21 protein-coding genes and 2 riboswitches are annotated in these 26,038 nt (G+C 39.1%); of the genes, 7 read left to right on the forward strand and 14 right to left on the reverse strand.

All coding sequences use genetic code 11. The annotated features are described in order from the left end of the window. Positions 1 to 18: 18 nt before the first annotated feature. Both TR08_RS11675 and TR08_RS11680 read right to left on the reverse strand, forming a co-directional pair. A complete protein-coding gene (locus TR08_RS11675; protein WP_052427427.1) occupies positions 19 to 741 on the reverse strand; it encodes a TorD/DmsD family molecular chaperone in 723 nt (240 codons plus the stop codon). An 18-nt stretch (positions 742 to 759) separates the two neighbouring features. Further along, positions 760 to 2,076 (reverse strand): radical SAM protein, encoded by a 1,317-nt coding sequence (locus TR08_RS11680; protein ID WP_045518358.1) that lies wholly within the window; start codon positions 2,074 to 2,076, stop codon positions 760 to 762. Positions 2,077 to 2,302: 226 nt separating this feature from the next. On the opposite strand from TR08_RS11680, the gene TR08_RS11685 reads away from it, so the two are divergent. From TR08_RS11685 to TR08_RS11715, 7 genes are all read left to right on the forward strand, one after another. After that, positions 2,303 to 3,520: a PucR family transcriptional regulator gene (locus tag TR08_RS11685; protein WP_045518359.1), complete on the forward strand. Its 1,218-nt coding sequence runs from the start codon at positions 2,303 to 2,305 to the stop codon at positions 3,518 to 3,520. Positions 3,521 to 3,538: 18 nt separating this feature from the next. Then, positions 3,539 to 5,545: a molybdopterin-dependent oxidoreductase gene (locus TR08_RS11690; RefSeq protein WP_045518360.1), complete on the forward strand. Its 2,007-nt coding sequence runs from the start codon at positions 3,539 to 3,541 to the stop codon at positions 5,543 to 5,545. Continuing rightward, positions 5,538 to 6,077 (forward strand): 4Fe-4S dicluster domain-containing protein, encoded by a 540-nt coding sequence (locus tag TR08_RS11695; RefSeq protein ID WP_045518361.1) that lies wholly within the window; start codon positions 5,538 to 5,540, stop codon positions 6,075 to 6,077. The genes TR08_RS11690 and TR08_RS11695 overlap by 8 nt, the downstream gene beginning before the upstream one ends. A 184-nt stretch (positions 6,078 to 6,261) precedes the next feature. After that, a riboswitch (SAM riboswitch) is annotated at positions 6,262 to 6,362 on the forward strand. A 73-nt stretch (positions 6,363 to 6,435) separates the two neighbouring features. After that, a riboswitch (SAM riboswitch) is annotated at positions 6,436 to 6,539 on the forward strand. 207 nt (positions 6,540 to 6,746) lie between these two features. Then, positions 6,747 to 7,778 carry a methionine ABC transporter ATP-binding protein gene (locus TR08_RS11700; protein WP_045518362.1) on the forward strand — a complete coding sequence of 344 codons (1,032 nt, stop codon included), beginning with the start codon at positions 6,747 to 6,749 and terminating at the stop codon, positions 7,776 to 7,778. After that, positions 7,768 to 8,418: a methionine ABC transporter permease gene (locus TR08_RS11705; protein WP_045518363.1), complete on the forward strand. Its 651-nt coding sequence runs from the start codon at positions 7,768 to 7,770 to the stop codon at positions 8,416 to 8,418. Before TR08_RS11700 ends, TR08_RS11705 begins: the two co-directional genes overlap by 11 nt. 18 nt (positions 8,419 to 8,436) lie before the next feature. Beyond that, positions 8,437 to 9,267 carry a MetQ/NlpA family ABC transporter substrate-binding protein gene (locus tag TR08_RS11710; protein ID WP_045518364.1) on the forward strand — a complete coding sequence of 277 codons (831 nt, stop codon included), beginning with the start codon at positions 8,437 to 8,439 and terminating at the stop codon, positions 9,265 to 9,267. Positions 9,268 to 9,379: 112 nt separating this feature from the next. Continuing rightward, positions 9,380 to 10,594 (forward strand): M20 family metallopeptidase, encoded by a 1,215-nt coding sequence (locus tag TR08_RS11715; RefSeq protein WP_045518365.1) that lies wholly within the window; start codon positions 9,380 to 9,382, stop codon positions 10,592 to 10,594. Positions 10,595 to 10,824: 230 nt separating this feature from the next. On the opposite strand, the gene TR08_RS11720 is transcribed toward TR08_RS11715, so the two are convergent. From TR08_RS11720 to TR08_RS11775, 12 genes are all read right to left on the reverse strand, one after another. Further along, positions 10,825 to 11,655 carry a carbohydrate ABC transporter permease gene (locus TR08_RS11720; protein ID WP_045518366.1) on the reverse strand — a complete coding sequence of 277 codons (831 nt, stop codon included), beginning with the start codon at positions 11,653 to 11,655 and terminating at the stop codon, positions 10,825 to 10,827. Then, positions 11,655 to 12,572 carry a carbohydrate ABC transporter permease gene (locus tag TR08_RS11725; RefSeq protein ID WP_081954443.1) on the reverse strand — a complete coding sequence of 306 codons (918 nt, stop codon included), beginning with the start codon at positions 12,570 to 12,572 and terminating at the stop codon, positions 11,655 to 11,657. The genes TR08_RS11720 and TR08_RS11725 overlap by 1 nt, the downstream gene beginning before the upstream one ends. Positions 12,573 to 12,658: 86 nt before the next feature. Continuing rightward, a complete protein-coding gene (locus TR08_RS11730) occupies positions 12,659 to 13,954 on the reverse strand; it encodes an ABC transporter substrate-binding protein (protein WP_045518367.1) in 1,296 nt (431 codons plus the stop codon). A gap of 227 nt (positions 13,955 to 14,181) precedes the next feature. Then, the gene (gene gcvPB / locus TR08_RS11735; RefSeq protein ID WP_045518368.1) at positions 14,182 to 15,756 is read right to left on the reverse strand and encodes an aminomethyl-transferring glycine dehydrogenase subunit GcvPB; all 1,575 of its coding nucleotides are present in this window, start codon (positions 15,754 to 15,756) and stop codon (positions 14,182 to 14,184) included. Between the two features lie 29 nt (positions 15,757 to 15,785). After that, positions 15,786 to 17,171 (reverse strand): aminomethyl-transferring glycine dehydrogenase subunit GcvPA, encoded by a 1,386-nt coding sequence (gene gcvPA, locus TR08_RS11740; RefSeq protein WP_045518369.1) that lies wholly within the window; start codon positions 17,169 to 17,171, stop codon positions 15,786 to 15,788. Between the two features lie 59 nt (positions 17,172 to 17,230). Continuing rightward, positions 17,231 to 18,010, reverse strand: a complete 780-nt coding sequence (locus TR08_RS11745; protein ID WP_045518370.1) for an SDR family NAD(P)-dependent oxidoreductase — start codon at positions 18,008 to 18,010, stop codon at positions 17,231 to 17,233. Positions 18,011 to 18,075: 65 nt separating this feature from the next. Continuing rightward, positions 18,076 to 19,341: a sugar ABC transporter substrate-binding protein gene (locus tag TR08_RS11750; RefSeq protein WP_045518371.1), complete on the reverse strand. Its 1,266-nt coding sequence runs from the start codon at positions 19,339 to 19,341 to the stop codon at positions 18,076 to 18,078. 144 nt (positions 19,342 to 19,485) lie between these two features. After that, entirely contained in the window at positions 19,486 to 20,628 is a 1,143-nt protein-coding gene (locus TR08_RS11755; protein WP_193747724.1) for a response regulator transcription factor, read from the reverse strand. A gap of 5 nt (positions 20,629 to 20,633) precedes the next feature. Further along, positions 20,634 to 22,328 carry a sensor histidine kinase gene (locus tag TR08_RS11760; protein WP_052427429.1) on the reverse strand — a complete coding sequence of 565 codons (1,695 nt, stop codon included), beginning with the start codon at positions 22,326 to 22,328 and terminating at the stop codon, positions 20,634 to 20,636. Positions 22,329 to 22,400: 72 nt separating this feature from the next. After that, positions 22,401 to 23,399, reverse strand: a complete 999-nt coding sequence (locus TR08_RS11765; RefSeq protein ID WP_045518373.1) for a LacI family DNA-binding transcriptional regulator — start codon at positions 23,397 to 23,399, stop codon at positions 22,401 to 22,403. Between the two features lie 47 nt (positions 23,400 to 23,446). Then, positions 23,447 to 24,328, reverse strand: a complete 882-nt coding sequence (locus tag TR08_RS11770) for a DMT family transporter (RefSeq protein ID WP_045518374.1) — start codon at positions 24,326 to 24,328, stop codon at positions 23,447 to 23,449. Beyond that, positions 24,329 to 26,011, reverse strand: coding sequence for an amylo-alpha-1,6-glucosidase (locus TR08_RS11775; RefSeq protein ID WP_045518375.1), 1,683 nt, complete (start codon positions 26,009 to 26,011; stop codon positions 24,329 to 24,331). Positions 26,012 to 26,038 lie beyond the last annotated feature (27 nt).

Consider the following 26,038-nt stretch of genomic DNA (forward strand, 5'->3'; position numbering starts at 1 on the left):
GTTTGACCCTCCTCTTCCTTACTTTTGGATCATTTCTATATTCAATAGTTCATTAAGAACATTTGAATCCATTACTAAAAAGTGTTGCAAAAGTAGCGCCATTCCACGAAAGAAGTCTGTATCCGCATGCTCTTGAATCTTTTTAGATAATGCTGGAACAAACTCTGCCAAATGGTCCTCCATAAACTGTTTTTGCTCACGAAGGAGATACTGAATTTCTTGTAAAGCCGTTGCTGATACTGAAACAGCAGATTCAATGGCTAGTTGATTGAGATGATAGAGAAAATCGATTTCAAGGCCAATATGATCCTCTGCTTCAATGTTAAAGTCCCCCGCCTGAAATCCATATTTCTTGTAAAGCTTCCTCACATTCATCGTCGTCTGTTGAAACAACAATTTATCTTTTCGGACATACACTGATTCCCAAGGAGAAGCAAGAATGTCGAAAGGTCCAATAAACATTTTTGTGTAATCCCAGTGCAAGTCTTCATAATGCTGATCAATCATTCCTGGATTGTACGAAGCTAAATAGTCTTTAATTTTTTTTACACCCGCACCAATCCCCTCTGACTCCTCTTTAAAAGGAAATAAATCAATCATATTCTTTTGAATAAACAACTTTATATACTCTCGGGATGGCTCTTCAATAAAGAATCTCCTTAAAATGTCATAAGCAAATTCTCTTGCATTAAAAATTTCTATCGCATCCTCGACGGTTATCGATTGTTTCGTCATTTCCATCCTGCTCACCCCTTCTAGTTAACTGTTTTCCAGGTTATATTCTGCTGCATTCGTCCAGTCAAGATGGACTTCTCTAATACTCTGATTACCACGATCGACTTCCACGACATTGGAGGAAATAAGAATACCAACATCCTTTTCTCGCAAGTATGGGATTGCCTTAATCGGAAATTGCAGGTAATCATAGTCTGCGTTTTGAACGTACATGAATCCTTTCCGATCCAAAACCTTCATTACTTTCCGTTTATCACGACCGAAAACCTTTGCCGTTTTGAAATAATAATCTACTGTAGAAAAGTGGTAGGTGTCGTCTAATTTTTGATTATGATTTTGTTGGAAAATTTGCCCGGTGAATTTATTTTCTAACGAACAATAGTGGACTCCAAGTTGAAAATTCTTCTCCCTTGCATATCGAACAAGCTCGAGACAAAGTTTTTCGCTTTCAGCAACCGCCAATCCGCCAGCATACCAGAAGTTGTAATAGACATCATAGGGTGGATTCTTAAGCTCAAAGCCCTTTTCACGAAAAGCTTCTGTGTTCTCAAGCGGGAAGCAAAATTCCAATAAGTTAATTCCATATACCCCAAGTTCTTCTAAATCTAGAAGCAGTTTTTTCATTTCTTCTTCTGTTCCTGGAATAACGGGCATTTCCACTAACACATTAGGAATATAGTTCTTCGCTGCTGAAATCTTACCGAGTATATGCTTCCTTTTTTGCGAAGAATCTTCTAATTTGATGCTGAAGCGAATCTCCTGTAACCCTGCATCCTTCAACCCTTCCAGGATACTTTCTGTTAATAAGTCTCCTGCCGTATACAATCTTGTATGAACTTCAGGGAATAACTTCTTAGCCAACTGGAAAAAGGCTAGTGCTTCATCATGGTGTAATAACGGCTCCCCGCCAGTCAGGGCTAAATGTGTTAGCTGTACATTTTGATCAAATAAAGATTGCAGCTCCTGGGTGACGTTTTTCTGATTCTGAAGAAAAAACTGGTAATTATCTTGATTTTTGTTAAAACAGAAATAACAATCACGATGGCATTTTAGTGAAACAAAGCTTGTATAACTGCCGCTGCCTGTCTGACATGCTTCACAGGCACTCGAGATCCGTTCATTCGACAAAATACTTTTTCCATTATTTCTAAATGTAGCACCACTATCTTTGAGCACTTGAAGCTGCTTCTTTAGGGCCGTTTGGTTATTCTCCTCAAAGGGCAGACCGAATGTTTCAATTTGATTGATTGTGGATTGTTCAATGTTTTTGTAAATGCTTCTATATTTTAAAAGTGATGGATTGTTCAATTTCTCCATTTTTTCATTAGTGAGAGTCTTCATCTTATCCACCTTCCTAATCGCATCTTGTGAACCATTTCACTTATTACTATTATTATAGGAGGATAAAAGAGGGATGAGTATGGCCTGGGTGAACGAAAAACCTGTCGATTTTTTGTGCGTGATGGACAGATGGATTTTACGATTCTGTGACTTTCATTGTTCAACCAATGATATTGGGTTACCATTGAGGTAATAAATGTGAGTATGGTAGAAAGGATTGGTCCCTATGAACAAATCTATTATCATCCCAGACATGGTACAGGAATTGCTTTCTACGACAACAGAAGGATTGCCAAAACTAACGAACAAGCTTTGCACCCTTCTCTCGCTCCCTGTTCTTATTACTGATCCCCACTATCAAATCCTTGCGTCATCCTCACCTTCTGGAGATCTCGTAATCAAGACCATTTTGGCCATTCAACAACTGGAACAAATTGAAAGCACACCTGCTTTAAAGTACCAAATTACAACGATAGATTCAGAGTTATGTGGTGTTGGTTCGCCCATCACTCATGAAAATAATACCCTTGGATATTTATTTATTTTTCCAAAAGATAACCAACCGACTGAATCATACGCACCACTCCTTGAATTTGCCGCTTCCCTAGTCGCTATCCAGCTTTATAGAAAACTAGAAATGCGACAAGAGAAAATGAAATTCAAGGAAGCGTTTCTTTTCGATTTGTTATACGGAAATATCAAACAAAAAGAGGAAATCTATGAATATGGCAGAGTTTGGGATTGGGATTTCCACCAGCCACAAACATCCTTAGTGTTTGCCATGACAGACTTTAATCATGTCCTAACCGATAAACAAATGATCAACACATTACTATATATAATAGAGAGAGCGCTGCTCGATATTTCGATAAAACCGGTTACCATGAAGAGACAAAACCAGGTGATTGTGATACTGCCAATGAAAGCAGAACAATCTAAAAAGCACCGAGCCGATATCGAAACTTTTTCAAAAAACGTTATTAACCAATTGAAATCACTCTATCCTGAAGAAATATTCTCCTGCGGGATTGGACAGACCTATGAAAGTCCTGTTGACCTGTTCCGAAGCTATCAGGAAGCAAAAGTCGCTTTAGATCTAGGAGAGATACTAGGAATTGCGATTCCCTTTTTCACGGACTTAGGGGTAGAAAGAATTTTATATAAACATGACCTGCAGGAATTAAGAGAATATTATGAAGCTACTTTAGGGGAATTAGTGTTGTATGACGAGACAAATAATGTGCAGCTAATGGAAACACTAGAGGGTTTAGTCACCAATCAATTCGATATGACAGCTACCTCACAAGCCTTGTTTCTCCACCGCAATACATTAAGGTACCGCTTGAAAAAAATCGAAGAAATTCTCGATCTCAAGCTTGATGATTTGAATAACAAGCTGAATATTACCGCAGCAATCAAAATTAAACAGCTTAGAAAAATATAAAGAGTGAGGGTGTTTAGCATGAAGGATGGTATCTATCGAAATACATGTCCACGGAATTGTTACGGTACATGCGGCATCCTGTCACATGTAAAAAACGGAAAGCTGATCAAGGTTACCGGAGATCCTGAGCATGGGTATTCAAAGGGAAGCCTTTGTGCGAAGGGATATGCCTTTACACAATATGTATATAGCCCAGATCGAATTAAGTATCCGATGCTTCAAAGTCCAAGAGGGTCTGGTAAGTGGAAACGAATTTCTTGGGATGAAGCCTATACCATCATCGCTTCAAAAATGATTGATTTGAATCAGCGTTATGGCTCTAATCTAGCAAGTGGATACAATAAATTTTCAGGTAACCTCGGCTTACTGCATTATGCAACAGAAGGAATGTTTAACAGCATTGGTCCGCACACAAAGCCAATCGGAAATCCTTGTGCACTTACAGGAAAGCTCGCGATGAATCGCTCATTTGGTGAAAGCTTCAGCTCCGTTCCAGAGGATATGGCAGGTTCGAAACTCATTGTACTTTGGGGGGCAAACCCTGCTGTAACCAATGTTCATCAGATGAAGTTTATTAAAGAGGCACGTAGTAAAGGAGCAAAACTAGTCGTAATTGACCCTATTTTTACCCAAACAGCCAAAAAAGCTGATCTCTATATCCAAATTCATCCTGGAACAGATCGGTTACTTGCGCTTGGCATTGCCAAACTCGTGATCGAAAAACAGCAGCATTCCCTTGAATTCCTTGAGGAACAAACATCAGGCTGGATGGAATATAAAGAATACCTAGAAAACCAGTTAACTATGGATGAGGTATGTAAACAAACGGGTGTGGAAATTGAGGCACTTAAGGAGCTTAGTGAGTTATACGGAACCATTAAACCGGTTGCTACCTGGGCTGGTTTAGGGGTGCAGCGGAATAGCCATGGAAGTGAAAGTATCAGCGCCATTAACAGTCTTGCGGCCGTAACTGGGAATCTCTTTCTTCCAAATGGCGGACTATATTTCATGCATTTTGACGTTGATGATTTTCCCTGTGCTCTCCTAAATCATAAAGGACCCGAGCACCCGATGATTCCTGGACCGCGAGAAGTTGACATTAGTGACTATGCCAGCAGCGCTCTTCAATTATCGGAGCCGCCGCTTAGTCTTTTATGGATTGCATCAAGAAACATTACACAAGACCATAATTTAAAAGCGTGGGTTGAACTCTTTCAAAAATTAGAGCTAATCGTCACTGTCGATCTTTACATGACCAAGACGGCTGAAAAATCCGACATCGTCCTGCCTGCTGCCACACACTTTGAAGAAGAAGATTTGAATGTCGGCTATTGGCACTATTGGCTCTCGATTAACCAAAAAGCCATTCCACCCTATTACGAGGCAAAAAGTGATTTGCAAATTGCAAGGGAGTTAACGAGGAAATTAAATGAGCTCTCACCTGGGTTTTCTAATTTTCCAGCTGACAAAGAACCCATCGATTGGATTAAAGAAGAATTGACTCCGGAGATTATGGCCTTGTATTCATTAACAACCTATGAAGACATCTTAAAGAGACCTTATCAAAAAGGTATACAAAAGGTTTTATCTCATGACAAAAAGAATTTTCGCTTATTCTCACCCGATGGAAAAAAGAGTGAAGTTTCGCTATACCAGGGAGATTCAAGCGGAGTGGATGAATATAAATTAATCACCCCGCAATCCTTACTAAAAATACACTCACAATATGAATCGTTAAATTGGCTTAATAGAACTCAAGATGAGTCCTGTATTGAACTGTCTACTGAAGCTGCACAACTAAATGATATTAATGACCAAGAAAAAATTGAGGTTTATAATGACCAAGGACAAATCGTGGGAGTGGCTAAGATTAATCCACACCTGCCCAAAAATATTATCCTAACTCATCAAGCAGGTAATAATCCAATTAATCAACTAATCATTCAACAGAACGAAGAGGATGTCAGTACTTATTTTTATGACAGTATCGTCTACATCAAGAAGTGGAGGGAGTCACATGTTTAAACAACTAGGATATTCCTTTAATGCCGATGACTGCATAGGCTGTAAAGCATGTGAAATTGCTTGTAAAAATGAAAACCAGACTCCCGCCCATGTCCGATGGAGAAAGGTGACAAAAACCTCCGGAGATTTTTTCCTATCCGTCTCCTGTAATCACTGTGACAACCCAGAATGTTTCAGAGTTTGTCCCGAGCGGGCTTTTACAAAAAGACAGGATGGAATCGTAGAAATTGATGAAAATCGTTGCACAGGCTGCCAGTTATGCGTAACCGCTTGTCCATACTCAGCACCGCAATTTGATCCCGAAACACAAAAAATGAGCAAATGCCAGATGTGTTACCCAAGGCAAGATGCCGGACTTCCGCCAGCCTGTGTCGAGGCATGCACAACCGGAGCGCTTAATCATGTTGACCTAAACAAATTTTCAGATCTAGAAGCCACTCGAACCCTTCCAGGCTTTCCAAACATTAAAATAACCAGTCCATCGATTGTCTTTTATCCAGTAAAACCACGCAAAAGGTATTTTATTAAATAAGGAGTTTCTGTTACCGAAGACCGCCAAAAAAATTTTATTATTACTTAAAATTGCCTATCAGCAGGGATTGAAAAGCGTTTTAAATTCAAGCTATTAAATATTATTTTTAAAAAAGTATTTGACTTTTGAATTTTCCTACAGTAAATTAATAAACAAGTTCAAAAAATGAATAAAGTAAAAATACTTCTTATCAAGAGAGGTTAAGGGACTGGCCCTATGACACCTCGGCAGCGGAATCATCTGATTCTGTGCCAAATCCAGCAAGTGCGACTTGATAGATAAGAAGAGGCCCAATGATTTTTTTAATTTGCCCTCTTCTTTTTCAAGAAGAGGTTTTTTATTTTTAACTGAATACTATTTCTTATCCAGAGAGGTTGAGGGACTGGCCCTATGACACCTCGGCAGCGGAACCAATTGGGAACTGTGCCAAATCCAGCAAGCAGCATGCTTGGGAGATAAGAAGAGTTTTTTGCTATTGCTTTGCAGCGGCATGCCCTCTTCTTGTTTCCAAGAAGAGGGTTTTTTATTTGTTAAAGGCTGTTTTCGTAAAGAATGTTGTTAAAATCCTAAAGCCGATTTTAACGCGGAATAAATTATTTTTGTACTCGAAATTAAGATTGCAAGCTCTTTTCTTACAAAAGAGCATTGTTAAAAAAGGAGAGATACACCATGATCGAATTTCAGAATCTTAAAAAGGTTTATGAAAGTGGCGGGCAGCAGGTTGCCGCGTTGAATGGAATTGATTTGAAGATTAATAAAGGTGAGATATTCGGTGTTATCGGGTTCAGTGGTGCCGGTAAAAGTTCACTTATCCGCTGTGTAAACTTACTAGAGCGTCCGACCTCTGGTAGTGTGATCGTCGATGGTCATGACCTCACTTCTATGTCTGTCAAAGAGGTCCGTGAGATTAAGAAAAATATTGGAATGGTTTTTCAGCACTTTAATCTATTAAACTCAAAAACGGTGTTCGCCAACGTGGCAATGCCCCTTACACTAGCCAAAGTTTCCAAGGACGCGATAAAGAAGCGCGTTCAGGAATTACTAGAATTTGTTGGATTAGCCGACAAGGCCGACTATTATCCAGACCAGCTTTCAGGGGGACAAAAGCAGCGAATTGGCATTGCGAGAGCGTTGGCAACACAGCCTTCGATTCTCCTTTGCGATGAGGCAACATCTGCTCTCGACCCACAGACAACCAGCTCCATTTTGCAGCTGTTGAAAAAAATCAATAAGGAATACAACATAACCATTCTAATCATCACCCATGAAATGGCGGTAATTAGAGAGATATGTGACCGGGTGGCGGTAATTGAAGCGGGCAAAATTATCGAAGAAGGCACGGTGTTTGACGTCTTCTCGGCACCGAAAACACAGACAGCCAAGAATTTTGTAAGCTCCGTCATGAATGACCAGATCCCTGATTCCATAAAAGAAATCATTCAAAAACATGAAGGGATGCAAAAGGTTTTCCGAATCAATTTTGTAGGCAGCTCAGCCGGACAGCCCTTGCTCTCCGATCTTGCCAAACAGTTTGACATTCATATCAATGTCTTGTTTGGAAACATTACTGAGCTTCAAGGCACACCGTTTGGAAAATTAATCGTTGAGTTCCAAGGATCTGATAAAGAAATCACCCGTGCTTTAACCTATATTAACCAGAAGAAAATCAGCATAAAGGAAGTGACAGCACATGCTAGTTAATTCAGAGCAAATCATTTCTGCCTTAATCGAGACCATCCAAATGGTAGCCTTCTCGCTCTTGTTCTCAACCATCCTTGGTCTTCCGTTGGGAATATTGTTAGTCGTAACACGGAAAGGCCATCTGCTTCAGAATTTGCCTTTCTTTACCGTCTTGAATGGGATCATTAACATTTTTCGTTCCGTACCGTTCATAATTTTATTAGTTGCCATGATTCCGGTCACTAGATTAATTGTCGGTACATCCATTGGAACGGCCGCGGCAGTTGTCCCTTTGGTATTCTATGCCGGTCCCTATATTGCAAGATTGATAGAAAATTCTTTGCTAGAAGTGGATCCAGGTGTCATTGAAGCAGCAGAGGCAATGGGGGCAACTCCAGGGCAGATCATTTTCAAATTTCTTATTCCTGAAGCACTGAGTTCACTTGTTTTAGCCCTTACGATTGCCACCATCGGTTTAGTTGGAGCATCGGCGATGGCGGGGGCAGTCGGTGGCGGTGGGATTGGAGATTTAGCCATTACCTATGGCTACCAGCGTTTTGATACAGTCACGATGATGATTACAGTAGCAATTCTGATTGTAATGGTTCAAGGCCTACAGTCATTAGGAAATATAGCAGCAAAAAAAATCAGACGAAGATAATTTAGGAGGAAAACGACTATGAAAAAACTTTTATTATTCATCATTATTATTACTTTGGCGATTATTGGCGCCGGCTGCGCTGAAAAAACATCAGAGGGTAAAGAATCAACTACCGTTAAGCTTGGTGTTAGCGGAACCGATACACGTATTTGGGATTTTGTAGCGAAAAAAGCAAAAAAAGAGGGAATCAATATCGAAATCGTTTCATTCTCCGATTACGTTGCTCCCAACACAGCTCTTGCAGAAGGCGAACTAGATGTTAATGCCTTCCAAACTGTTGCCTATTTCGATGTATTTATTAAAGAACACAAATTAGATCTAGTGCCAATTGCGACTACTGTCCTTGCCCCAATGGGAATTTACTCTGAAAAATACAAAGATGTCAAAGACATTCCAGATGGAGCAAAAATTGCTGTTCCTAACGATGCATCCAACCAAGGACGTGCATTATTACTTCTTCAAGAAGCTGGACTCATTGAATTACCAGAAGATTTCGATGCAAATGGTGATCTTACTCAAATCAAAGAAAACCCTAAAAACATTGAATTTGTCGCAGTGGTTCCAGCGCAAACACCAAGAGCATTGCCAGACGTTGCTGCTTCTGTCATCAATAACGGGATTGCTGCTGATGCAGGTCTTAGCCCATTAGAAGATGCGATCTTCGTTGAAAGTGAAACTGCAACTCCTTACCTTAATATTATTGCTGTCCAAGCAAAGGACAAAGACAACAAAACATATAAGAGAGTAGCAGAACTTTATCAATCAGAAGATACAGCTAAATTTATTGCTGAAGAGTACAAAGGCAACCTGATCCCAACATTCGTGCCACTAAGCAACATCGGCTGGTAAATAGAAAAGCGGAAGCGCCCTGCCCAAGGAAAAAAGCAGTTCATTTTTTCCCAGCGGCTTATGACCCCGAGCCCCTAGGCGCTGGAGCTGGACAATCGGAGGAGGAGAAATGATGACAGTACCTATTAAATCTATAACAGCATTAAAAGAAACAATCATTGAAAATGTAGAAAGCAATAAAGAGCTTTACCTTTCAACAAGCCATAAAATTCATGAAAACCCTGAAATCGGCAATGAAGAATTTTTTGCTTCTGCCTTGCTGACCGACATTCTTTTAAAAGAAGGCTTTGAGGTTGAAAAGGCGGTTGCCGGACATGAAACTTCATTTATTGCTCGTAAAAAATCAGAAAAACCTGGTCCCTCCATCGCATTCCTAGCGGAATATGACGCCCTGCCAGGTTTGGGACATGCATGTGGCCATAATATTATTGGAACAACTAGTGTCGCTGCCGCTATTGCCTTTAGTAAGGTTTTACAAGAAACAGGCGGAGAAGCAGTTGTTTTCGGTACCCCTGCAGAAGAAGGCGGGCCAAACGGCAGTGCTAAAGGAAGCTTTGTCAAACATGGACTAGTGAATGGGATCGACGCGGCACTCATGATTCACCCGAACAGTGAGACTCGTCTAAGCAGTTCATCTCTAGCTGTCGACCCACTAGACTTTGAATTTATCGGAAAACCGGCACATGCCTCGGCCAACCCGCATGAAGGAATTAATGCACTCGATGCAGTCATACAGCTTTTTAATGGAATCAATGCCTTAAGGCAGCAGCTAACTAACGATGTACGGATTCATGGAATCATCACACATGGAGGGGATGCACCAAACATTATCCCTGAATATGCAAAAGCCAGATTTTTCATTCGGGCAGCTACAAGAGCTTGTTTGAACGAAGTTACACAACGTGTAAAAGCAGTTGCAGAAGGCGCAGCATTGGCCACAGGGGCAAGGTTGAACGTCATTGCCTTCCAAAATGAAGTCGATAACCTTCTATTAAATAGTAGTTATAATGCTGTATTCAAGGAAGTTGTAGAAGAATTAGGTGAAACCGTGGTTGAAGGTGGAGACAAGGGCATCGGCTCAACAGATTCGGGAAACATCAGCCAGGTTGTCCCAACCATCCATCCCTATATAAAAATTGGTACCAGTGAACTTATACCACATACCGTACCATTTAGAGAAGCAGCAGCCTCACCTAAAGGAGACCAAGCTCTAATCACTGGTGCTAAAGCTCTCGCACTAACCGCTTTAAAACTGATTACGGACGCTGATACTTTAGCTCAAATCAAAGCAGAATTTAAAGAAAGAAAAGCTGCAGAATCAAAATAATATAACGCCCAGTGACATATACTTGTCGCTGGGCGCTTCTATTATTTAAAATGTTACTAGATTCCTTGGATATATACACATTTTGTTGAGATATCTACACACTTTCAAGATTTATCTACACAAATTGCTTGGACATCTATATAGATCTAGATATATCTACACGTTTCTTAAGGATATCTACAAATTTGCACCAAACAGCCCACAATACTGTAGATCATCAAGGATCATTTTTATTCTTTTACCGCTCCACCTAAAATCCCAGAAATAAAATGTTTTTGCAGCAATAGGAAAAAGATCATAATTGGGATCGTAGATAAGGTGGTTCCTAACATTAACTGTCCATAATCAATTCGCGCCATTCCGATTAAACTGGATAACGCAACAGGCAGAGTAAACATTTCTTTCGAATTTAACGTAATAAGCGGCCAGAGTAAGCTATTCCATTGGGACATAAATAGGAAAATAGCAACGGCAGCCATTGCAGGTCTTGTTACGGGCAAAATAACAGTAAAGAATATTTTTAATTCCCCCGCCCCATCCACTCGGGAAGCCTCAATAATCGAGTCTGGAACCGACTTCATATTCTGCCTCATTAAGTAAATCGCAAAAGGAGAAGCCAGCGTTGGTAAAATGATTGCTTGATACGTATTTAACCAATTAAAAGTAACCATCATTTCAAACAAAGGAATCAATGTCACCTGAGAAGGAATCATTAATGTGCATAAAATAATGAAAAAAAACAAGTTCTTACCCTTAAATTTAAATTTTGCAAATGCGTACCCAGCCATTGAACTAATAAGTGTGCTAACCAATGTATAAACGAGTGCAATAAATAATGAATTCCAAAAGATTTTGGCAAACCCTAATGACTCATTAAGCGATTGTAAATTCTTTGCTAAGTAATCGCCTGGAAGAAGTTTAGGAGGTAAACGAAAAATCTCTCCTGATGGCAGGGAAGAACCGACGAGCATCCAATAAAATGGTGCAATCGATAAGACCACACCAGCGATTAATAAACAATAAATCCCTAATTTCGAGGATATTTTCTTAGAATGTATCATTATTCATCACCTACCAGTTTCATCTGAACCCATGAAATGATTGCCGTTATTATGACAAGAACATAAGCAATCGCTGATGCATAACCAAAGTCAAAGAATTTAAAGCCTGCTTCATATAAATAAAGTGTAATTGTCATCGTGGCATTATTTGGTCCACCTTGTGTTAAAATAAACGGCTCATCAAATAGCTGAAGGGTGCCGATTGTTGACAGGACAACAGTAAAAATAAATACAGGTTTTAATTGCGGAATCGTGATCATGAAAAATTGCTTTACTTTACTTGCTCCATCAATACTTGCTGCTTCATATAATTCAGATGGAATATTCTGTAGGCCAGCTAAAAAAATCACCATATTATATCCTGTCCATCTCCAAGTCATAACAAGGATTACAGAGACCTTCGCCCAAAATGGCGTTGTTAACCAAGGGATGGGTTCAATACCGACAAATGATAATAAATAGTTAACGAGACCGAAATGCTCATCTAATAGAATCATAAAAACAATCGACGCAGCAACAAGCGCTGTGATTGCAGGCATAAAGTAAGAGATTCGAAAAAACGCCTTCCCTTTTAACATAGAAGAGTGGAGCCCCACTGCAATCAGTAAAGAGAGAAAGAGCATGATTGGAACTTGGACAATCAAAATTTGAAAAGTATTTAAAAGAGATTTATAGAAAACGGGATCTTGAAATAATCGAGAATAATTGGCAAAACCCACAAATGATTTCTCCAGACCACGTACTTCTTGAAAGCTTAAGATAAACGAAGAAATAACGGGATAAACGGTAAAAATCAAAATGAGTAGAAATGCTGGCGCGATAAAAACATATGGGACATTTTTAGGAGTTAATAAACTTTTTCTCGATTTGACTTGAAAGTTTGTTTTGGTATTTACAACCTTTTCTGTTTGCTCCAACCGAGCCACCTTCCTAACTTTAAAAGATTTTAGAATAAGAGAGCTGAGGAAAATGGGAACACTCAGCTCTATTGTTCTCTAAAAATCTACTTTTTTATTTCATTTTCTAATTGTTCTCCCGCATCCTTTAATCCAGATTGAACCGATTTGTTTTCAAGTAAAATGGCTGCTTGTGCATGACTTGTCAGACTGCTTGCTTTTGCAAAGTTTTCGTTTACGTTAATTTGTGGCACTTGGTCAACAATATCAGCAAACTTTTTGAAAATTGGATTATTATTAAAGTACTCGCTATTAGCAGTGAAATTTGGATCGCTGTACGTTTCCTTTAAGGATGGGAAAAGCCCATATTTTTCAAAACCTAGCAGCTGGGATTCTTGATCTGTTGTAAAGAATTCTACAAAGGCATAGGCAGCAGATTGATTTTTACTTGATGAAGGAATCAACACGGATGATCCTCCTACGTTCGCATATCTTGTGCCGCCACTTTCAAAGCTCGGCAGATAAAATACATCCCATTTCCCATTTAAATCTGGTGCTTGGTCCATGATAGTACCTGCATACCAGACACCATAAGGAATGGTGGCAACACTTCCATTTACGGTTGCGGTTACAATACCATCCCACCCTTTATTGTTTAGGATTAAATCCTCGTCATGAAGCTTTTTGATTACTTCCATGGCTTGGATAGCTTCCTTTGATTGAAGGGTGATTTTACCATCATTATCAAAATAAGAAAGGCCTTGCTGCTGCATCATCATTTGGAAGACACCATCATAGTTCGGTATATCAATTGGTAATAGCTGCGCCCCAGTTGCTTCTTTAATCTTCTTGCCTGCGGCAATGTAGTCATCCCATGTTTGGATGGAATTTGGATCAATATTTGCTTTTTCAAAAAAATCTACTCGGTAAAACATTCCTGCGGGTCCAATATCCCATGGAGCTGCGATGAAATCCCCGTCTTTATTCTGTACAGCAGCCACCTTAGCCGGATTGAACGAATCTTTATATTGTTCATACCCAAGCTTGTCCAAATTTACAAATCCTTCGGGAAATTGGTGCAAGTATCCAGGAATTCGTTCATCCTCCATTAACACAACATCTGGTAATCCTGAACCTCGTGCTGCCAGACCAACTGTTACCTTATCGTATAAATCGGAGCTATTAAAATCCTCTACCTTAACTTTTACATCAGGATACTTTTTCTGAAATCCCTCAACTGCTGCTTTCATAGTTGCTGCCGCAACATCCCAGCCCCATACAGTTATCGTCCCTGCTGGATTTTTTGAATCTCCCGGTTTCTCTTCATCCCCCGCTGTATTATTGGAACAGGCGGATAGCATTAGCAAAATCATTACTAGCATAATCGACATGTACTTTTTCATTTTTTGACCCCCTATTTTTGTAAAGGCTGGTTTTGTAAAGATTGTTGTTAAAATCTTAAAGCCGATTTTAACGCGGAATAAGCTATTTTGAGCTTTAGAACTAAGTTTGCAGGCTCTTTTCTCATAAATTAAGGCGAATCCCAATGAAAAGAATGCTTAATCGTATTTTACTTTCAAATGGAACAGTGTTTGAGAAAAGAGCCTTTGTAAAAAAAATGCTGTACTTACTATTTAACTAGTTTATATGCTTCTGTTTTTTTCAAATAAGTTCTCCAGGTGATGCACCATTTCTCTGGATGATCCAAATAATCTTGCTCGTCCATTTTGTGTATTGTACTATTATGCGGGGCACTTTTGACGATATCTGGGTTTTCATATGCCTCCTTGGATATTTGCTCTAGTGCGTTGATATATTCATCTAAATCCTCTTTTGAATAGGATTCTGTCGGTTCAAGGGTAAATGGTTGTTTCACGATATAAGGATGGTGGCTAGTCCAGTAATGGAGACCGAAATCAGTCATTCTTAACTGAATATCCTCAGTTGTAACCCCGGTTTCCTTTGTTAACTGCTCCCAGCTATAACGGACCTGCTCAAGGCGATGTCCTTTGACATATGGTGCACCCGCCCCACGAATCGCTAAAACCTTGTGATACATATAGTTATTGTTTAACACGGCAGTTTTTGCTACTTCCTTAAGACCGCCAGCTCCAAGTGCACGAATCCAGGCATAGGCACGCAATACCGTTTGAGCTACACCATGGAAGGAACGAACCTTACCAATAGAATGCTCTAAATCGTGTTGGAGCGAGTATTTACCCTCCTGATATTTAACAATTGGTGCCGGTAAGAACTCTTTCAATGCTGCTGTCACACCGAGTGCACCAGTTGCTGGTCCGCCGCACATATGCGGGGCAGCAAAGGTTTTGTGAAGATTAAAGAAACACATATCAAAGCCCGCTTCTTTTGCTCTTGTGATTCCTAGAAGGCCATTCGCATTCGCCTGATCGTAAAAGCAAAGACCGCCTGCCTGGTGAACAATATCTGTAAACTCTTTTATTTTCGGATTAAAAATACCTGTATCCTCAGGGTTTGCCACAACAAAGCCTGCTGTTCTCTCCGACACTGCTGCTTTTAACTTTTCAATATCAGGAAAGCCATTCTCATCCGGATGCAGGGTAATAATTTTATAGCCTTTTACAGCTGCCGTTGCTGCCTGCGAGGGGTGAGAGAAAATCGTCGTAATGATTTCATCCCGCTGATCCCCTTCGTCTTTTTGTTCATGGTATTTTCTTACGATTGATGCCATCGCAAACAGTGCTTGCGTTCCACTGCTTGGCTGGAAGGAGAAATAATCCATCCCAGATATTTCTCTCATACATAAGTCCAGCTTGTAGAAAATCTCAAGCATACCTTGAACGGTATCTTCACTCTGCAATGGATGAAGCTCCATCATTTTCGGATCACGAATTAACAACTCGTTTATTCTTGGAATGTACTTCATCGTACAGGTTCCTTGTCCAATTTCTACATTAAAGTCCGAACCAAGGGTTTCTTGGGAAAGTCTTAGATAATGTCTTAATACCCGTGCTTGACCAATTTCAGGGAGATTAGGCTTACTCTTTCTCTGCATCGCTGCTGGAATGGCCGATGTTCCATCTCCTACAACTGATGCAATTTCCTCGTTTACCGGCGGCAGTTCTACTCCCTTTTCCCCTGGCTGATGGAGTTCAAAAATAATCGGTTCATTCCATTTTGCTTGGTGAAAATCCCTGGTCTTGCTTGTTCGTTGAATCCTTTTCATGTCTGAATGCTCCTCTCTTCTTTCGATTATTACGCTAAAATATCCTTAATGGCTTGAACTAAATGGTCAATATCTTCTTTCGTATGAACCTCGGTTACACAAAATAATGCTGATTGACCAAACTCAGGGAACTCTAGTGAGAGGTCCTTTCCACCAAAAATCTTCTTTTCTAACAGTCTTTGATTAATTTGTTCAACCGAATAGCCGGTTTCATTAAAATCGACGATAAACTCTTTAAAAAATGATGAATGTAAACGTGAACCTGTTACACCGGCAATTTGATTCAATTCTTGAGCAGCATACTGGCTATTTTGCATAATGGTTTGGCCTACTTCCTTCATACCGTTTGGGCCAAGTAAGGCTAAATAGACTCCTGCTGTGATGCCCCATAATGCTGTCTGCGTTCCAACGGATTCTTTTCCATTTTCCCTTTGAGCAAATGAAGTCCGCTCATATGCCACATCTCCAAAGCCGTATTCTCCTTCTTTCACCGTAGGGACAATACCAAACAATCGGGATGGGTACTCACTGACAACTTTCACATCATTATGTGAGGCAATGAAGCCTGCCTGGCCGCCGCTGTAATTCATATGCATACCAAGGGGCTGCAGGTCTCCACAAACAATATCAGCTCCATAATGACTTGGTGGTGCCAGTACGCCAAGAGAGATCGGGTCGACCCCAACTACCATCAGTGTTTCGTTTTCCTTTAATAGATTAGAAATCTCTGTTCCTTGTGCCTCAATAAATCCAAGGTAGGATGGATTTTCAAAATATAGGGCGGCAACATCTTCTGATAATTTTTCTTGTAGGTCTTCTAAGTCCATTGCCCCTGATTTCGTATCAAATTGAACAAATTCAAATTCTAATTCCGGCGTTCCGTAGTTGATGATAATTTTGCTTCGTTCGGGTGCAACGGTCTTGGCTAATAAGACTTTTTTCCTCCCGGTGATACGGGCTGCCATTCTAATTGATGTAGCCGCCGCCTGCCCCCAATCAAAGGTTGGAACATTCACAACATCCATATCTACTAATTCAGCTAGTAAACTTTGATACTCATAAAGCGCCTGAAAACGTCCATGGTCCTCGTATGGTTCCCCCGCATAGGCTGTTAAAAATTCTGAGCGCTGATTAATTTCATCACATACTGCTGGGATAAAGTGCTGCCAGCAGCCAGCTCCTAGGAAATTCAAATATTCCTTTGCACTTGTATTCTTATTTAGGATTCCTTCAATATGGCGTCTAAGCTCGTACTCCGTTAATGCCGGCGGCAGTTTTAGATCTTCTTTAAGCTGCAGCTCCTCCGGGATGCCTGAGTATAATTCCATAATGGATTCAGCGCCAATCACCTTTAGCATCTCCGCTTGTACTTCTGGCACCATGTTCGGAATATAAGGGTGTACCTTTTGTGACATGAAAATTACCTCCTTGTAGGTTGAATGATTAATAGTTAAATTTGCAATTTTACAAAAAATCAGGCTAAACCGCCGCCATCAACGATTAAATCTGTACCTGTTACCCATTCTGACAAGTCACTGGCAAGGAATAAGACTCCTTTGGCAATATCCCTTGGCGTTCCAAGTCTTTCTAATGGTCGGCCTTTTGCAGAGGATACTAAAAAATCATCCTCTTTCAGCTTTAATTGCTTCGCTTCATCCCGTAATAACGGAGTATCGGTATCGCCTGGACAAATACAGTTCACACGAATATTTTGCGGGCCATGGTCAATTGCCATCGCCTTTGTTAAATTAACGACTCCAGCTTTGGCCGCACAATAAGCAGCTGCCTGGTCTCCACCTTTTATTCCCCATCCAGAGCCGGTATTAATGATACTTCCTCCGCCGCCACTAGCCATAAGCGGAATTAAATATTTAGAAAGTAGATAAATTCCTTTTAAGGAGACATCAATGACTAAATCCCAATCCGCCTCTTCCAAATCAACAACCGTTTTTCTTCTGATAACACCAGCATTGTTAAAAAGGACATCGATGGTACCGTATTTCTTTTCGATATGATCTCTTACGGCGATACAATCGTTTCCACTGCTTACATCACATTGTAAGAATTCCACCCTATATTCTTTCCTCTGTAACTCAGCCACGGCCTTTTGACCGTTTTCTTGATTAATATCTACCATAATCACCTTAGCACCAACTTCAGCTAAAAGTGTTGCAGCAGCTAGTCCAATCCCTGATGCCCCTCCTGTTACAACACACACCTTATCCTCTAAACCAAAGTAATCTTGAGTTATCATCTTAATACCTCCTGAAAAAATTGATTTGATCTATAGTAGAAAATCATTAAACACTTTTTTATTTTTTACTGCCCCATATATTTCTCTGAATCGATAACGGCATTATTTAATAATTCTTTCGCATCCTGTTCCAGCATGATGGCATTTATTGCTGACGATAAATTCCGATTGATTTCATCCCAATTTTTAGCTAATAGATATGATGGGGTAGCATTCGATCTTTCTAGCATTTTGTAGAATGGTCCAATTAATGGGTCTTGATCTGTTTTCATCTCTTTCACCATGCTAATGCGGACAGGTAAATCAGCTGTTCTCATTTTTATTGCTTCTGGGGAGGAGAAAAATTTCACAAATTCCCATGCTAGATCTTTATTTTTTGAATCCTTCGCAATCGAAATTGCCGAAGAAGAAATAACACCTCTTACTGGTTTTCCTTTAAATGCAGGCATTTCAACTGTTCCAAAGTTCACCTTAGCATTTTTAAACTCTTCCAATGGCCAAATTCCGCTTTCCCACATGGCAATCTTGCCTGCTTTAAAAACCTCTTCACCACTTTGTTGATTTTTACCGCCAACAAGCACTGCGCTTTTTTCCTTGACCATGTCTGCAAACACTTCTATCGATTCGATGGTTTCTGGGCTATTCATATAGCTGTCGATTTTCTTTCCATCCTCACTAATGAAGCTTGAGCCATTACTCCAAACAATGCCTTGAAGGTCATACGTATCTGGTTCTGGTCTTACCCCAAATCCATACTGCTCGATAGCAGGATTAGATAATTTCTTTGCCACACTCTGAAAGTCATCCCATGTCCATCCATCCTTTGGATAAGGGACATGAGCAGCATTAAATAAATCCTTGTTATAATAGACCACCCTTGTTGTAAACCCGGCTGGCATACCATACAGTTTTCGATACATAGTCGAATAGTTAAAAAGACCTTGGTAAAAATCATTCAAGTCGATAGTGGGATCTCTTTTAATAAAATTTTCAAGTGGTTCAAGTGATTGAAAATAGGCTGGGAAATTCCACATATACATAACATCTGGAGGATTCTTTGCACCAAATGCTGCGGCCAGCTTTTGATCAAATTCATCACCATAGGCCTCCATTTGCACCTTTATAAATGGATGTTTTTCTTCAAATTTTTCAGCAATCGCCTCTTGTATTTTTAGTGCTTCTCCTGAATCCCAGGTTGCAAAACGAAGAACTATTTTTTCGTTACCCTCCTTCCTTGTTTGATCAGCCCTGCTGCTAGATTGATTGTCTGAACAGGCAGCCATAACAAATACTAAAATGAGTGCCAGAAAAGTCATCCTGAATTTCTTCATTACTAGTTCCTCTTTTTCCTTTCAAGATATCAGAAACCGCTTTCATTATAACTTGAATGAAAGCGGTCTAGAACATACTATTATCTTATTCTTTTTGTACTATTGTTTGAATTTTCTTAAAACTATGCATGATGGGGAATTTTGTTAGCTTACATTCTGCTTTTTGTCCTGTCGATATTCCGAAGGTGTTTTACCCATACATTTTTTAAACCATTTGCTAAAATATTTCCCATCCTGAATGCCTATTTTTTCACCAATATTTTGTAAAGGAAGCGAAGTATTTTCAAGAAGTTCACACGCAGCTTTGACTTTCAGCTTTTCTATAAAGGCAATAAAGCTTTCTCCAACTGTCTTTTTAAACATGGTGCTGAAATGACTCCGGCTTAAGCCCACTTCATTGGCAATATAGCTTGATGAAAAAGATTGATCTAAATCTTGGATAATGATTTGAACAGCCTTACGAATGGGGAGTGGCCAATCCTCCATCGAAACCTTAAATTGTTTTTCAAATTTGAACTTGCGGAAAAGATTTGTCACTCCATCCATCCATTCATTCATTCCTCGATTTGGGCCGTGATCCTTCCAACGAATAGAGGATCCTATACTTCTAGCCTCAACTAGAAGATGTTCAAAATCTGCTTTTGACTTTTCTTGGATAAAAATAAAGGCTTGATCATGCCCGCAAGGAATCAAAGCAAATTGCTCTTCCCCACAAGACAGTTTCTTCTGAAAAAACTCGCTGCTATTTATTCCGGTAATTAAATAAATATAATAAGGATTCTCCATCCAATTCCACTCATTAGAAAACAGTTCCCGTACTAGCTTAGGAAAAGAATTTTCAAAGTCACATAACCATTCATAGAATTCCTTTGCTAGATAGGATGAATCATAGGAATTTTGGATATTGGTATGATTAATTTCATTTTCAATTCGTCCAAGGTATTCTTCAAATTGTTGGTCTTCAAAGGCTGTTTTCAAAATATAACCAGAAGCACCAATATTCATCCCCTCCTGTGCAAAAGTGAAGTCTCGATGGCAGCTTAACAATAATATTTTGGTAGTTGGGGAACTCTGTTTTATGTTTCTAGCAAGCTCAATTCCATTCATTTCAGGCATGACAATATCGGTTATGACTACTTCGGGGCAATGCTGCTGAAAGAGCTCCCAAGCTTTTTGTCCATTAGGTGCATCAGCAATTACCTCCATGCCAAATTTCTCCCAATCTACCGTTGCGATTAATCCTTTTCTAACAATGAGTTCATCATCTGCAATTAATACCTTTATCATCAACGTTATCTCCTTTTCGGCCATTTAATGCTAAAGATTGTTTTTACACCCACAACTGATTCGATTGATAAGCCGTACTCATTTCCAAAGTGAAGCTTTATTCGTTGGTCGACATTATAAACACCAATTCCCCTCCCATTTCCACCATGGTGATTCGGGTTGAGAAGCTTTTTAATGGATTCTTCATTCATTCCTTTGCCGTTATCGGTTAAGGTAAGTTCTAGATATTCAGGTTTAACAGTAACCACTAATTCAATACTTCCTTCGCCATCTTCAAATGCATGGAAAAAGATATTTTCAAACAATGGCTGGAGAGTCATCCTAGGGATTAAATAGTCCAAGCATTCCGAATGAATTTTCTCTATATATTCAAATGTTTGGCCATAACGTATCTCTTGAACCCTCAAATAATGTTTGATCGTCTGGAGTTCCTTTTTTAACGGAATTAACTCATCAGCAAAATTTAAATTTTCATGCAGAACCTCTGTTAAATGATAGATCATCTCTTGAACTTCCTTTGCACCTAAGAGCCTCGCCTTCCATTGGATCGAGTTTAAGGTGTTAAATAATAAATGAGGGTTAATTTGATAATGAAAAGCCTTTAATTCTGCTTGCCTTTTTAAACGTTCTGTCATGCTAATTTTCTCGATTAATTCCTTAATTTGATTGACCATAACATTAAAGCTTTGAGATAAAATTCCTAATTCATCATTAGAAGTAACGGTTATCTGTGTATCTAAGTCTCCTTCACTGACTCGCTTCATCGAGGAATTTAGACTTTTAATTCCCTTCGTAAGTGGAGCGGAAAATACGACCGCAAGCACGGATACAAGTATGATTGAAAATAAAATAGCCGCTATCGTATAACGTAAAATCACATTTGATGATTGATAATAATATTCTTGAGGTATGCGTACATGGATATCCCATCCATAGGCATCAAAGTGGTTATTCCAGATAATATCTGTTGTCAATTCCTTCGGAGAATTTTTTGTCTTATAGACCACCTGGTTCTTACCATTTTTAAGGGTGATAGAAGAATGAAGCTCATTTTCTAGAAAACCAATATAAGAGAACAGCTCCTCCGCATTTGTTTCTATTAACAGTTTACTTCCTTTCAACACCCCAAAATCACTTTCAATTGGAAAAACAAGTCCGATAATTTTTTCGTTTTTTTTACCAGTGTAATAATGGTCAGAATTATAAAACCCAATCCAGAGATTTCCTTCTTTTAAGCTATTAATCTCTTTCCAAAATGGCTTTTGAAAGAGCTTATGTATATCCAAGCGACTATTTCCATAATAATAACCTGTGTTGGTAATTAAATAGATTCCCTTTGTGTCATACGTTTTATGTGCCTCTAAATATCTTTCAAAGTTTTTGATTTCAATAAACCCTGTATATGTTCTAGGGATTTCTTCCTGTAATATGACCAAGGTTGGATCAGATAAATACTGATTTATATCTTTCGAAACAACATACATTTGCTCAAATATATTTTCGATTTGTTTGTCGAGTTGAGAAACAGCAAATTGCTCATATTCATTAAATTGTTTATTCACAATTTCAGAAGACTTTCCATATGATAGGAATCCAAATAACAGTAATGGAAACAGGGCAACTATGAGGAAAAACAGCACCATTTTTGTACGTATGCTTCGAAAAGAAAAGTTTTTTATTTTAGTTGCAAGTTTTTTCAAAGTTTTCTCCACCTTGTAAAACAAAATGTGGACATAAAAAAAAGAGGAGTGTCCCAGCACCCCAATATAACTTTATTTCTTTTGAGGTACGGAAGCACTTTCTCTTACAATTAACTTCGTATTGATCGTGATTTTTTTGCTAACTTCCCTTTTTGAGGAGAGCCTTTCTACCAGTAAGTCAACAGCGGTTTCACCCATGATTTCTGTATAGAGTTTAACCGTCGTTAAAGGCGGAACCATGTACTGCGCTGTAGCGACATCATTAAAACCAACAATGCTTAGTTCATCAGGAATTTTGACCCCTAGTTCATAAGCAGCTTTATAGCACCCGACTGCAATCGTATCATTGGCAACAAATACGGCTGTTGGTTTAGGTTCAGATGTTAACATTTCTCTTAGATTGATATAACCATCCTTCGGATCATATCCACCGATTTTTACTAACTCTTCTTTGAAAATATTTTTGTCCTTTAAATAACTTTCAAAAACATCCTGTCTCAAATCTTTAAATCGATTCCCATACATATCGGTTTCGACTCCGCCAATAAAGCCAATATTTTCATGACCTAATTCGGTTAAGTAGTTAAGAGCATTTCTGGTGGCAGAATTGAAATCAATCACCACTGAATCATAATAATATTCGTCTGGATTGGAATCAACAAAGACACAAGGTTTATTAAAACTTTTAATTTTTTCAATATCCTTTTTTTTGAAGGTCCCAAGGCATAAGATTCCATCAATTTTTTTAAGATTCTCCTCATTGCCTTCCTTGTCAATTCTGAAAAAGTCAATGCTTTTACTTTTCAGCTTTTTTTCCAAGGCTACCCTGATCGACAAGTAATAGGTATCGACCAATTCCTCCTCAAGAGAAAAAGAGTCGTATAACCCTATTTTCCATTTGCTCTTTTGCTTCTTCTTCGGAGCCACCACATAGGCTAACTCCTCAGCCGCTTCAAACACTCTTTTTCTCGTTTCTGGCGAGACATTTAATGTTTCATCGTAATTCAACACTCTTGATACGGTAGTGATTGAAACATTAGCTAAATTAGCTATATCCTTTATAGTGGCCATTATTTCTCCCTACCTGCTAATTTTTTATCTTCTATATTCGTTTTCAATTACGTTATTTCCTTTAGTTTATTCTTTTTTAAAAAGGGTAGCTTTGTTTCAGAGATGATGATCGCACTTAGAATAAGGATTGCGCCGATCACCATTTTAATTGTCATATCTTCATCCAAAATTGCAACGGAAAATACCATTCCCCAAAACGATTCTGTTGAAAGGATAATCGCAGCCTTTGTTTCTGTTATCATTTTCTGCGCTACTGTTTGCAATAGATACGCGATCGTTGTTGAAAAAACCCCTAGGTAAAGGAGCGAGTACATCCCTCCCTTTTCGATAATAAAAGAGGTTTCTCCTTTGAAAAGAACAACGACCACTCCGATTACGGCGGCTGTCATCATTTGAATGAGCGTTAATGAGACAGGGTCTGAGTCTTTTACATATTTTGCCGTATAGAAGATATGGAAAGCAAATCCAAAGGCACAGCCTAGCGTCAGCAAATCCCCAATGTTGATTTCAGCAGAGAGTTTAAGTGATAATATGCCGACACCAACCATAGCCAAAACAGCACCCATAAGTTCATATATATCAATTTTCCGTTTATATATAACAAATGCAATAAAAGGAACAATCACGACATTCACGGCCGTTAAGAAGGCATTTTTTGAAGGTGTCGTAAATTGAAGGCCTACTGTTTGAAGCGCAAAGGCCAAATATAAAAAGATTCCCAATACAGCCCCTTTTATCATAGTACTTTTATTAATATTTTTCAGTCTTTTATGGAAAATTACACTTAAAATGATGGTACCAATTAAAAATCTTCCTGCCAAAATCTGATAAGGTGTAAAGTGTTCCAAGGAGATCGCACTTGCAACAAATCCGCTTCCCCATATAATCGCCGTAATCGTAAGGGCGATTTCTCCCATATACTTTTGCATTTAATCCCCCCTAAGTTGATCGTCTAATAGAAGTAGAAATACACTTGAAGTCCACGTGAAGGATGTATCTACTAACCCTTTTCCAGTTAGTGGGTCGAAGTTTTCAGCCATCCCGCCTATGAGCGTGAGGTTTAAAAACTTATCTCTTAGGCGATTACCAGCCTCTTTATAGCCATTATTCTTTAATGCATGGATAAACAGATACGTAACTGGCGCCCAGATTGGACCGAGCCAATATCCATTTTCGCGATAATAGTTACTCGTTACACTCTCAGTAGCAAGACCAAATTTTGTTTCAAAGTTGGCTTCAAGGTCAGATACCAATCGATCCATTATGGTTTTATCCAAACGATAACCGATCAATACTGGCAGCCTTAGAATTAAGCTAGTTCTAACATCGATTTCCTCACCATTTTTCCCAACTCGCCCATAAAAGCCTTCACCATCATAAAGTCTCTCAAGTAACAGGTTAAACAGGGAGTCTGCTTGATTCTTAAATCTTTCTGCCTCCTCTTTTTCACTTAAAATTTCAGCGAAGGAGGAGAGGATATCAAACGTACGAATTAAAAAACTAGCAAGGTCCGGTGCTTCCACAGGCATCCCGACATGAAAGAGGGAAGCATTATCCCAACCAGAATCATTCCCATGTTTATAGTGTGGCAGCCTGCCATGGTAAGTACGATAATTTTCATAATAGGTCATGACTTTTTTAGTAGACTCATAAACGTTTCTTAACCGTTGTTCGTCCTTAAAATAATCGTTTCTTTCCATTAGTTGTTCATACACGTAAGCAAAAATGGGTGGCTTTATACAATTGTACGAAATGAATTTGTCATTCACAAAATCTGGATAGGCGCCTGATTCATCTTGAGTGTCCATGAAAATTTTTAATTGAGCATAGGCAAGTTCGGGGTAATGTTCCCCTAAATTTAGTGCGTTAAAGCAGTTGTCCCACGACCAAATATTATACATCCACAGCTTCGACATATACATCGCATAATCTTTCAGCAGTCCATCTGGATGAACGACACTCGACCATGTAATATAGGAAGCCTTCTCCAAAGAAGGTTGATATTTTTCTTGCACATATCCCTTTTTCATAGAATCAAACCATTCTTTGTAAAGCACCACGACTTGTTCTTTTCCTTGGCTAAAAGGAAGGTATTCCTTTTTATGATAAACGGTTCGATAGCTTTCGATCACAAAATGTCCATTTTTCAAACGCATATCAATATAATCATTTCCGATAATATTCCAGGGTGCATCAACAGACATTTCACCATGTAGATTCATGATCATTAATTTTAATTCCTTAGGATAGATGTGGTATTCGTACACTCCATCTTCTAATTCCATTAAAGTATCATATTTTCCTTTTGTCGCTCGCAGCCTAAGTTCAACATCCTGTACTTCAATATGGAATTCATCTTCTTCGGGGATGATGATTTCTGCAACACGCTCGGAATGATCCTTTAAAAAGAAGGACAAAGATATCTCAGAAGCACGCACTACGTAATCCATTTCAACTCCATCTTTTACAATATCCACTTGAAAAAGCTTGGATGGTGCGTCATCGCCGCCATGTACGTCCCTTATATATACTGCCTCTGAATCCTTTTCTTGCGAGATGCAAAAATAGGATCCAAATCTCGAAAATGGTATTTCTCTAATATCTAAATTCATCCTACTTCTCCTCATCATTTACTGTGT

The sequence above is a fragment of the Neobacillus niacini genome (genome assembly GCF_000759675.1).
GTDB classification, from domain to species: Bacteria; Bacillota; Bacilli; order Bacillales; family Cytobacillaceae; genus Neobacillus; species Neobacillus niacini_A.

Coding starts and splice junctions, on each gene's coding strand:
- TR08_RS11675 (WP_052427427.1), bottom strand. CDS start 741: ATGGAAATGACGAAACAATCGATAACCGTCGAGGATGCGATAGAAATT.
- TR08_RS11680 (WP_045518358.1), bottom strand. CDS start 2,076: ATGAAGACTCTCACTAATGAAAAAATGGAGAAATTGAACAATCCATCA.
- TR08_RS11685 (WP_045518359.1), top strand. CDS start 2,303: ATGAACAAATCTATTATCATCCCAGACATGGTACAGGAATTGCTTTCT.
- TR08_RS11690 (WP_045518360.1), top strand. CDS start 3,539: ATGAAGGATGGTATCTATCGAAATACATGTCCACGGAATTGTTACGGT.
- TR08_RS11695 (WP_045518361.1), top strand. CDS start 5,538: ATGTTTAAACAACTAGGATATTCCTTTAATGCCGATGACTGCATAGGC.
- TR08_RS11700 (WP_045518362.1), top strand. CDS start 6,747: ATGATCGAATTTCAGAATCTTAAAAAGGTTTATGAAAGTGGCGGGCAG.
- TR08_RS11705 (WP_045518363.1), top strand. CDS start 7,768: ATGCTAGTTAATTCAGAGCAAATCATTTCTGCCTTAATCGAGACCATC.
- TR08_RS11710 (WP_045518364.1), top strand. CDS start 8,437: ATGAAAAAACTTTTATTATTCATCATTATTATTACTTTGGCGATTATT.
- TR08_RS11715 (WP_045518365.1), top strand. CDS start 9,380: ATGACAGTACCTATTAAATCTATAACAGCATTAAAAGAAACAATCATT.
- TR08_RS11720 (WP_045518366.1), bottom strand. CDS start 11,655: ATGATACATTCTAAGAAAATATCCTCGAAATTAGGGATTTATTGTTTA.
- TR08_RS11730 (WP_045518367.1), bottom strand. CDS start 13,954: ATGAAAAAGTACATGTCGATTATGCTAGTAATGATTTTGCTAATGCTA.
- gcvPB (WP_045518368.1), bottom strand. CDS start 15,756: ATGAAAAGGATTCAACGAACAAGCAAGACCAGGGATTTTCACCAAGCA.
- gcvPA (WP_045518369.1), bottom strand. CDS start 17,171: ATGTCACAAAAGGTACACCCTTATATTCCGAACATGGTGCCAGAAGTA.
- TR08_RS11745 (WP_045518370.1), bottom strand. CDS start 18,010: ATGATAACTCAAGATTACTTTGGTTTAGAGGATAAGGTGTGTGTTGTA.
- TR08_RS11750 (WP_045518371.1), bottom strand. CDS start 19,341: ATGAAGAAATTCAGGATGACTTTTCTGGCACTCATTTTAGTATTTGTT.
- TR08_RS11755 (WP_193747724.1), bottom strand. CDS start 20,628: ATGATAAAGGTATTAATTGCAGATGATGAACTCATTGTTAGAAAAGGA.
- TR08_RS11765 (WP_045518373.1), bottom strand. CDS start 23,399: ATGGCCACTATAAAGGATATAGCTAATTTAGCTAATGTTTCAATCACT.
- TR08_RS11770 (WP_045518374.1), bottom strand. CDS start 24,328: ATGCAAAAGTATATGGGAGAAATCGCCCTTACGATTACGGCGATTATA.
- TR08_RS11775 (WP_045518375.1), bottom strand. CDS start 26,011: ATGAATTTAGATATTAGAGAAATACCATTTTCGAGATTTGGATCCTAT.